The 8545-nt window shown below is 53.4% G+C and carries 8 protein-coding genes and 1 pseudogene; 5 read left to right on the forward strand and 4 right to left on the reverse strand.

Annotated elements, in window-relative coordinates; genetic code table 11:
• The first annotated feature begins 52 nt into the window (after window positions 1–52).
• Window positions 53–686 (forward strand): annotated as a pseudogene (locus tag EDC30_RS20010) (EAL domain-containing protein).
• Between the two features lie 239 nt (window positions 687–925).
• Here EDC30_RS20010 and EDC30_RS16065 read toward each other — a convergent pair.
• Genes EDC30_RS16065 through EDC30_RS16075 form a run of 3 tightly spaced genes read right to left on the reverse strand, consistent with a single transcriptional unit; the run spans window position 926 to window position 3550 of the window.
• Window positions 926–1351 carry a hypothetical protein gene (locus EDC30_RS16065; protein ID WP_243656820.1) on the reverse strand — a complete coding sequence of 142 codons (426 nt, stop codon included), beginning with the start codon at window positions 1349–1351 and terminating at the stop codon, window positions 926–928.
• A gap of 16 nt (window positions 1352–1367) precedes the next feature.
• Complete coding sequence (locus EDC30_RS16070; protein WP_132259866.1) at window positions 1368–1868, reverse strand: DUF934 domain-containing protein; 501 nt, start codon at window positions 1866–1868, stop codon at window positions 1368–1370.
• An 11-nt stretch (window positions 1869–1879) separates the two neighbouring features.
• Complete coding sequence (locus EDC30_RS16075; protein WP_132259867.1) at window positions 1880–3550, reverse strand: nitrite/sulfite reductase; 1671 nt, start codon at window positions 3548–3550, stop codon at window positions 1880–1882.
• Between the two features lie 344 nt (window positions 3551–3894).
• Between EDC30_RS16075 and EDC30_RS16080 the strand changes: the two genes are divergently transcribed.
• From EDC30_RS16080 to EDC30_RS16095, 4 genes are all read left to right on the forward strand, one after another.
• Window positions 3895–4623, forward strand: coding sequence for a c-type cytochrome (locus tag EDC30_RS16080; RefSeq protein WP_132259885.1), 729 nt, complete (start codon window positions 3895–3897; stop codon window positions 4621–4623).
• A gap of 14 nt (window positions 4624–4637) precedes the next feature.
• Complete coding sequence (locus EDC30_RS16085) at window positions 4638–5921, forward strand: cytochrome c (RefSeq protein WP_132259868.1); 1284 nt, start codon at window positions 4638–4640, stop codon at window positions 5919–5921.
• A 211-nt stretch (window positions 5922–6132) separates the two neighbouring features.
• Complete coding sequence (locus EDC30_RS16090) at window positions 6133–6321, forward strand: DUF2970 domain-containing protein (RefSeq protein WP_132259869.1); 189 nt, start codon at window positions 6133–6135, stop codon at window positions 6319–6321.
• Between the two features lie 87 nt (window positions 6322–6408).
• Window positions 6409–6636: a hypothetical protein gene (locus EDC30_RS16095; protein ID WP_132259870.1), complete on the forward strand. Its 228-nt coding sequence runs from the start codon at window positions 6409–6411 to the stop codon at window positions 6634–6636.
• Between the two features lie 67 nt (window positions 6637–6703).
• On the opposite strand, the gene EDC30_RS16100 is transcribed toward EDC30_RS16095, so the two are convergent.
• On the reverse strand, window positions 6704–8161 hold the full coding sequence (locus EDC30_RS16100; RefSeq protein WP_132259871.1) for an aminotransferase-like domain-containing protein: 1458 nt from the start codon (window positions 8159–8161) through the stop codon (window positions 6704–6706).
• Window positions 8162–8545: the final 384 nt, after the last annotated feature.

Consider the following 8545-nt stretch of genomic DNA (forward strand, 5'->3'; position numbering starts at 1 on the left):
GTTATACGGTGCAGAAGCTTTAATACGATGGAATCACCCGGAAAGGGGATATATTCCACCCGGCGTCTTTATTTCAAGAACCGAACAAAGCACCCTGATCCATTTGATCACCGAGTCCGTGTTAAATCAGGCGTTGCAGCAAGTGGTGCATTGGAGGAAATGCGGAATTAATATTCCGGTCGCAGTGCATGTGTCGCCACGCAATCTCTTGCAGCCAGATTTTTCAGACCAGGTTCTGCGCCTTCTTCAAGACTACGGTTTGGGTGGGGAGTCACTGGAAATTGAAGTCACTGAAGGCGCACTTATGACCGATGTGGAAGGAATAATTGGCCAGCTTAATCGACTGGCCAGAGTCAACGTTACTACTTCAATCGACGATTTCGGCACGGGTTACTCCTCACTGCAATATTTGCATCGACTTTGTACAGAGACTGCCCGATGACGTAAGAGCGGCGCACATCATCGAAACCATCATCTCAATGGCCCATCGCATGGGAATGCGAACAGTGGCAGAAGGAGTCGAAAGCGCGGAAGTGTTCGACTTGCTCCGGCAGTTGGGTTGCGATATTGCGCAGGGCTATGTAATAGCCAAGCCGATGCCAGCAAGCGACTTCAAAACATGGTTTTCGACGTACAGTAGCAGTCAAAATGTGTTACCACTCATGCCATCTACTCATTCTTCCTGAGGATGTTAAAGCATTCAACCCAGCTTACGTGCTAAGTCCGATGCGCGAGGATGGTAATAACGTTGCAGCATCCGCAGGCCTTTATGTGTAGTAAACGCGATGTGTCAGGTCGTGGGCGTCTGCTTCCGGCCGGAAGCGCATTGCCACCAGCGTTATTGCTGCAGACAGGCTGCTTATCGCCTAGCAGATGAGCTCTTTAATAGACAAGGGTAGAAGACAAGGGTAGAGCGACAGCCTACTTACCCAAACGATCCGCCGGTTAAGTACAGATCTGTTGCGCGCGCCAAGCCGGCGACAAGCGCAATAAAGCCGAAAAACAATGTCAGCACGAGGACCACGGCAAGCCGCCAGGTCGATCTGGTGCGCAGCCCGGACTGGGGATTATGGATTTGATCCCACTTTTCATCCGCCGTTAATCCCAGCGCAAGTGCTTCAATCAATCCAACATAAGCGGGTATCGGGAACACGACCAGAATGCTGCTAATTGGCGAAAGCTCCAGATAAGCCGACAAGGCCAGGCAAAGATACAAAAGCAGCAAGCCGACATAGGTCCATGCCCAGAAGTCGCGCTTTCCATATAAATAAAAGCGATGCGCGCCGCTCGCGCCAACGAGGCCAGCGAGCAGCGTTGCAAAGGTCTTATGCTTATGGGCCATGGTCAGCATATTGACGCCTGACGATCTAGCGACGCCGAAACAAAGGCAATGGCTGATCGACGGCGCCTTGGTACTGCACGGAGTAATGGCTGAAGCTCTTGACGGCGTCGTGAATGTTCTTGTCTGCGCGAACGGCGAATGAATCAAAGCCGCAACGGCGCATATAGTTCAACTGGTCACGCAACACGTCCCCGATAGCGCGTAATTCACCTTGCCACTTGTACCGGGTTCGCAACAGATAACCGATGCTGTATCCACGACCATCCCTGAAGCTCGGGAAATCAACTGCAATGAGGTCGAGCTTATGAAAGTGCTGCGCTAAGGACTCAAATTCGTCATCCGGCGCAATCCACACCGCCCGGGGCTGGATGGCTTCATATTCAGCCGGCGCATTCTCCAGATAAGCGATTGGCAGAATCAATTGCCGAGTGTTGGCTTCCGTCGTTGCTTCCGGGCCGCGAACAACAGTCCACGCATCTTCCACAATCTGCGGTTCGCTCTTGATAATCTTGATGACATTAGCCATATCATCTCTCCTTAGCTTGCTTGCTCTGCGTGGCCATAGACACCGGTTTTGAACGGCTCGATGCCTACACGGGTCAGCGTATCGATGAAGGCTTCATCCTGAATGCGGCATTCGGAAAACGTCAGCACCAGTCTCTCAATCACCGATGGCATTTCTTCCGCTCGGAACGAAGGTCCAATGATCTTGCCAATTGCGGAGTTGTTGCCCTGGGCACCGCCGATGGTCACCTGGTACCACTCTTCGCCATTCTTATCGACGCCCAGAATGCCGATATTGCCCATATGGTGGTGACCGCACGCGTTAATGCAGCCAGAAATATTCAGCGACAGATCGCCCAGATCCAGCAGGTAATCCAGGTCATCGAAGCGCTGTGCAATGGCTTGCGCAATCGGCAGCGATCTTGCATTCGCAAGGGAGCAATAGTCGCCCCCAGGGCAGGCAATCATATCGGTCAGCAGTCCCAGGTTGGCGGTGCCCAGGCCAGCACTGGAAGCAAGCTGCCACAGCGCATACAGGTCTTTTTTGCGGATGTCGGGCAGAATGACATTCTGTTCGTGTGCGATCCGCACCTCGCCAAAGCCAAATTGCTCGGACCAGTCTGCAATCAAGTCCATTTGTTCGGCCGTGACATCGCCGGGTGGCACAGCCGCACCGGGCTTGGTCGACAAGGTAACTGCCGTGTAACCTGCCACCTTATGCGGCTGGGTATTGCGCTTGACCCATTGGGCGAATCGCTTGTCTTCAGCCAGATGCCGTTGATGGTCGGTATCTTCATCCGGCAGTTGCTCATAGTGCGCCCGTTGAAAGTGGCGCGCGACACGTTCGTATTCCTGCTCGGTCAGTGTTGCCGGGCCATCTTTCAGATGCGCCCATTCTTCTTCCACTTCCTTGGCAAAGACATCTGCGCCTAAGGTCTTGACCAGAATCTTGATGCGCGCCTTGTACTTGTTATCCCGACGGCCGTAGCGGTTGTAGACCCGTAATACGGCCTCGACATAGGTCAGCATATGCTGCCACGGCAAGTCTTCGCGGATAAGCGAACTGAGAATCGGCGTGCGGCCCAAGCCACCTCCGGCGAACACCTTCAGCACCTTTTCTCCTGCGCTGTTTTGATGCAGATAGATGCCGACATCATGCATCCTGACTGCGGCGCGATCTTCTGCGGAAGAGGAGAGTGCAATCTTGAACTTCCTAGGGAGGAAGGCAAATTCAGGGTTCAACGTCGACCATTGGCGCAGGATTTCAGCAAGCGGCCGCGGATCGATCAGTTCGTCCTGCGCCACTCCGGCAAATTGCTCGGTCGTGATATTGCGTACGCAGTTACCGGAAGTCTGGATTGCATGCATGTTGACCGTCGCCAGATCGGCCAGGATATCCGGTGCCTGTTCCAGTTGAATCCAGTTGTACTGGATGTTTTGACGCGTCGTGAAGTGGCCATAGCCCTTGTCATAGGTGCGGGCGATATGGGCCAGCATACGAAGCTGGCGGGCGGACAACAAGCCATAGGGAATGGCGACACGCAGCATGTAGGCATGCTTTTGCATGTAGAGCCCGTTCTGTAATCGAAGGGGCAGAAATTCTTCTTCGCTTAATTCGCCGGAAATACGTCGTGCTACCTGATCTCGAAATTCAGCTACCCGCTCCCGGACCAGGAGTTCGTCATATTGATCGTACTGATACATCGGTTTACCTCGCCTGAACCAACTTTCTGGATCTGGAGTGTGGTGGAGCAGCAAGAGAAAGTACAGAATCAGAAACCGATTAGAAAAGCGTATCAGATAGGCATGGAAAAGATTGTTGAAAGGCTCAGTGTCTTAGGCAAAGCCTGTGCCTTATAGACCGTGCGCTGACTCGTACTTAAGATGATTGCATAAATTGAAACTTGGCCGGCGAGGTGGAATCGAAACTGATATGGTGTTTTGAAGGCAATCTGAATCTGTCTTTATCAAATTCAAAACGGCACACTTTGAGATCGGCAGTCTCTTTTGCAGGAATGTCGCCGGATAAACCTAACCTTATTGCAAGCATGAGCAAATCTCATACGCTAAAACTGATCAGCTCTTCGATAAGAACCTGCTTGTTGTGCCTGACGCTTTCATTTGCTCATTCAGGCGCATTGGCACAGCAAACTGTTCCAGACACCATCGCGCAACGCGCGATTGCTTGCGCGGCCTGTCATGGCAAAGAGGGAAGAGCAACAAATGAAGGCTACTTTCCACGCATTGCAGGCAAACCGGCCGGCTATCTTTATAACCAGTTAGTGAACTTCCGTGAGGGGCGGCGAAGTTATCCGGCAATGACCTATATGGTCGCCCATCTATCGGATACCTATCTGAAGGAAATGGCAGAGCATTTTGCCAATCTCCATCCGCCATATCCGCCTCCTCAGCCAGCCAACCTGCCAGCGTCAACACTGGAGCGCGGCAAAGCTTTAGTGTTTTCAGGCGATCAGTCGAGAAACATTCCGGCCTGTATCGCCTGTCATGGGGAAAAACTGACTGGCTTGTTACCTTCTGTCCCCAGCTTGGTTGGTCTGCCGCGTGACTATCTGAACGCCCAGTTCGGCGCATGGAAAAGCGGCTCGCGAAAAGCCGCGGCACCCGATTGCATGGCGCAGATCAGCAAGCAACTCAGCGTTGATGAAATCAGCGCTGTATCGGCATGGCTTGCCGCACAACCTGTTCCGGAAAATATGGCGGCCGCTCCAGCCCACTCCGTCAAGCTCCCCATCCCTTGTGGCAGCGTGCCGCAATAACGCCGAGTCGTCCCATGAAGCGCATTCTTCTCATTATCGTTGCTGCAGTCATCCTGATTCCTCTGGCGATCATCGGTTATCAGCTCGCGCACGACCCAGGCAGCGAGCAACGTAGCGTAGCCAGCGCCGATCCGAACCAACAGGTTGCCCGGGGTGAGTACCTTGCCCGCGCAGGCAATTGCATGGGCTGCCATACGGCGAGGGGTGGCGAGTCGTATGCGGGCGGCAGGCAAATCGCCACGCCGTTTGGCAATATCTATACCTCCAACATTACCCCGGACAAGGAAACAGGAATTGGCTCCTGGACTGCGGACGATTTCTGGCGCGCCATCCATAACGGCAAATCCAAAGACGGCAAGTTTCTTTACCCGGCATTTCCTTATCCGAACTACACGAAAGTCAGCCGCAACGATGCTGACGCGATGTTTGCATACTTGAGGACCGTTGCGCCGGTAAAGCAAGCGAACAAAGACCATGAGCTGAGATTCCCATACAACCAGCGGGTGTTGCTGGCGTTCTGGCGCACCCTCTATTTCACGCCGGGTGAATTCGAGGCTCAGGCCAATCAGAGTACCGAGTGGAATCGTGGCGCCTACCTGGTTCAAGGTCTCGGCCATTGCGCCGCCTGTCACACCAGCAGAAATGCATTGGGTGGGACAACTGCAGAAGGCGATCTTGCTGGCGGCATGATTCCAATGCAAAACTGGTATGCCTCATCCCTGACGTCCGGAAAAGAAACCGGCTTGGGGGAGTGGTCCGAGCAAGAAATTGCCAGCCTGCTGAAAACCGGCGTATCGCATCGCGGCGCCGTCTTCGGTCCCATGGCGGAAGTGGTTGCCTCCAGCTTGCAGCATCTTTCGGACTCGGATATTCAGTCGATGTCGATTTATCTGAAGTCGCTGCCGGAACGGGATGCCGGCATTGAAACCGGCAGAATGAAGATAACAGGAGATGTCGAAGCCGTATTAAAGCAAGGCGCGGCCATTTATGAGAACCATTGTGTGAACTGTCACCAGGCGAATGGCAAGGGCATGCCACCAGCGTATCCGCCCTTGGCAGCCAACAGGTCATTGTCTGCCAGCGCCGCCACCAACACGATCCGGATGATTCTCAATGGCGGCTATCCGCCAAGTACAGGTGGCAATCCACGTCCGTATGGCATGCCGCCGTTCAGCATGACCTTGAGCGACCAGGAGATTGCGGCAGTCGCTTCCTATATCCGGATGTCGTGGGGGAACAAAGGGTCCTTGGTTTCCTCAGTCGAGGTCGGCCGTTTCCGGGGCGCTCCTGTTGAGTAATGTGCCTTGACGGCACAAAGTCATTCGACATTGCCAGGACAGGCCTGACTCATCAATGCTTGTGCACTTGTCACCATGCGGCTTCAGCTGCGATGGCCTTTTGGCGCGTAACTGATTCTGTATTTCTGTCCCGGCTTCGTGCAAAGTGGCGTGAAGCCGTCAAGCGTCACAAGGCTGTTCTGGCGGTGTTGAGATTTTGAATGGATTTACTATGAAGCTGCTTCAAATTATCAGAATGGTATTGTGGAGTTTTTTTGGAGTCAGAAAGCGGGCAGGCCTGGAATCTGACATCAGGAATATTCATCCATTGGCAGTCATTGGTGTCGCAATCATGATGGTCGGCCTTTTCATCGGTCTTCTGATTGCTATTGTCCATGCTGTAATTAATGGATTAATGTAACAAAAATGAAGCTGCTGGACCTGCGTTTTGAGGTAGTGCTCCTCACGATTGGTAGCGTCAAGTAATAGCCTGAAAATATTCAAAATAATGGATTGGGTCCCTATCGTCTTCGTTACGTTCAAGGTTCTCGTGTTCGGCACGGGCATGTTCTTCGCCATCAAGTGGCATTACGATAAAGAGAAGGAGGAAGAGAAGCGTGCGGTGCTACGCACGGGCGGTAAGGTGGCCGCAGTCTTCGTGCTAGTGCTCCTGGGCCTGGGGCTCGTCACCTTCGTCGTTGCCGGCATGCTTGGTTTGGACTTGAACTTCCCTTGATGGCAAAAGATAGCCGGCTGATAGCCAGTGATGCTGCTGCAATTCCCGATGCGGCTGCGCCACGATTTCATTTGCGGTTTCGCTGTTCCGCAGATAGGGCCCGGTTTCCTTCTGCCGCAGCAGTAACCAGCTTGCCAAGGGTTGCCAGCGCCTCGGCAGCGCGCTTGTCCCAAGTATGGCCATAGTTAAGGCGCAGGCAATTCATAAAGCTTCTCTGTGCAGAGAACATGGGCCCTGGCGCGATACTGATGCCAAGCGATAAAGCCTGGCGATGAATCTCTAAGGTATTCACATTCTCCGGCAGTTCAAGCCAAAGGAAATAGCCGCCGTCAGGGCGCGTCGCACGGGTTCCAGCCGGGAAGTGGCGAACCACCGCCTCCATAACTGAATTTTGTTGTACCGATAAAGTGTGCCGCAACTGGCGCAAATGGCGGTCGTAACCGCCCCTGGTTAGATATTCAGCTAACGCCGCCTGCGCCGGAGCGGATGCGGATAAAGACGTGGTTAGTTTGAGGCGTGAAATGGCTTGCGTGTAACGGCCCGGCGCCACCCAGCCAACGCGATATCCGGGAGCCAGGCATTTCGAGAATGAAGAACAATGCATGACGATCCCTTTGGTATCGAATGCCTTCGCCGGAAGCGGGCGCTTGCCGCCAAAATACAGCTCGCCGTAGACATCGTCTTCAATCAGTGGCACGTTATGCTCGGTTAAAAGCTCAACCAATGCCCGTTTTTTTTCCTCAGGCATCAAACTTCCCAGGGGATTTTGGAAATTGGTCATCAGCCAGCATGCCTTGGGCTGATGACGTTTCAATGCATCGGCTAATGCATCCAGGTCGATGCCCTCTCGCGGATGCGTCGGTACTTCAACGGCCCTAAGGGCAAGACGTTCAAGAGCTTGCAATGAGGCATAGAACGTCGGGGATTCAATAATCACGGCGTCGCCAGGATATGTCACCGCCTGCAGGCAAAGATTCAAGGCTTCCAATGCGCCATTGGTAATGACAATCTCATCGGTATGTATGGTGACGCCATCGGCTAAGTAACGCAGGGCGATTTGTCGCCGCAAGTTGGCATTGCCGGGCGTCAGATCGTCCACGGTGCTCCAGGGATCCATCTGCTGTACGCTGGAAGCCATGGTGCGTGCAAGGCGAGGCAATGGAAACAGCTGGGGGCTGGGGAACGCTGAACCGAACGGGATGACATCGCGCTGCCTGATTGACCCGAGTATTTCAAACACCAGATTGCTGACATCCACGGGCTTGGAATGCGTATCCGGCTGGGATGGCATCTCCGGTTCCGGCGGAAGGGACTTGGAGTTGGCAGCGACATAGTAGCCGGAGCGTTCGCGGGCGCGAATCAGCCCTCGTGCTTCCAGCAAATAGTAGGCCTCAAATACCGTGGATGGACTGACGCCTCGGCTGGTACTGGCTTGTCGCACGGAAGGCAAACGATCACCAAACTTCAGCACTCCCGACTTGATCGATTGCGCAATTTCTTCCGCGAGGGCTTCATATCGTTTCATGACGTAAAGATGCTTGGTTTGAATGCCTGTTATGAATTATTGCGATAAATGGGCGTTGTTACACAAACCAAAAAGCGCCGTGCACTAAGCAATTCATCCTTTAAGCATGGAGGACAGATACCTCATTTATCGCAGCGGTGCAAAAATCTGATATGCCATTTTAATCCAATTCTGCATCTGTTCTTTGATAGGGAGGCTCAGTACGATGATAGTCGCGACCACACCTTCGCTGTTTGCCTGGTCAAGGACTAGACATGTCAGGGGTGGCTCGACTTGAACTCGCTCGAAGTGGACTAGCCCCACTTCGGTAGACATTTCCGGCCTATGATTGGACTAGCCCCACTTCGGTAGACATTTCCGGCCTATGATTTGAGCATAGGAGGA

It is taken from the genome of Paucimonas lemoignei (assembly GCF_004342585.1).
Classification (GTDB): Bacteria; Pseudomonadota; Gammaproteobacteria; order Burkholderiales; family Burkholderiaceae_D; genus Paucimonas; species Paucimonas lemoignei.

Excerpts from the sequence above, each read along its gene's own strand:
- EDC30_RS16095 (WP_132259870.1), top strand. The coding sequence starts at position 6,409 with ATGGATTGGGTCCCTATCGTCTTCGTTACGTTCAAGGTTCTCGTGTTC.
- EDC30_RS16090 (WP_132259869.1), top strand. The coding sequence starts at position 6,133 with ATGAAGCTGCTTCAAATTATCAGAATGGTATTGTGGAGTTTTTTTGGA.
- EDC30_RS16080 (WP_132259885.1), top strand. The coding sequence starts at position 3,895 with ATGAGCAAATCTCATACGCTAAAACTGATCAGCTCTTCGATAAGAACC.
- EDC30_RS16070 (WP_132259866.1), bottom strand. The coding sequence starts at position 1,868 with ATGGCTAATGTCATCAAGATTATCAAGAGCGAACCGCAGATTGTGGAA.
- EDC30_RS16085 (WP_132259868.1), top strand. The coding sequence starts at position 4,638 with ATGAAGCGCATTCTTCTCATTATCGTTGCTGCAGTCATCCTGATTCCT.
- EDC30_RS16065 (WP_243656820.1), bottom strand. The coding sequence starts at position 1,351 with ATGCTGACCATGGCCCATAAGCATAAGACCTTTGCAACGCTGCTCGCT.
- EDC30_RS16075 (WP_132259867.1), bottom strand. The coding sequence starts at position 3,550 with ATGTATCAGTACGATCAATATGACGAACTCCTGGTCCGGGAGCGGGTA.
- EDC30_RS16100 (WP_132259871.1), bottom strand. The coding sequence starts at position 8,161 with ATGAAACGATATGAAGCCCTCGCGGAAGAAATTGCGCAATCGATCAAG.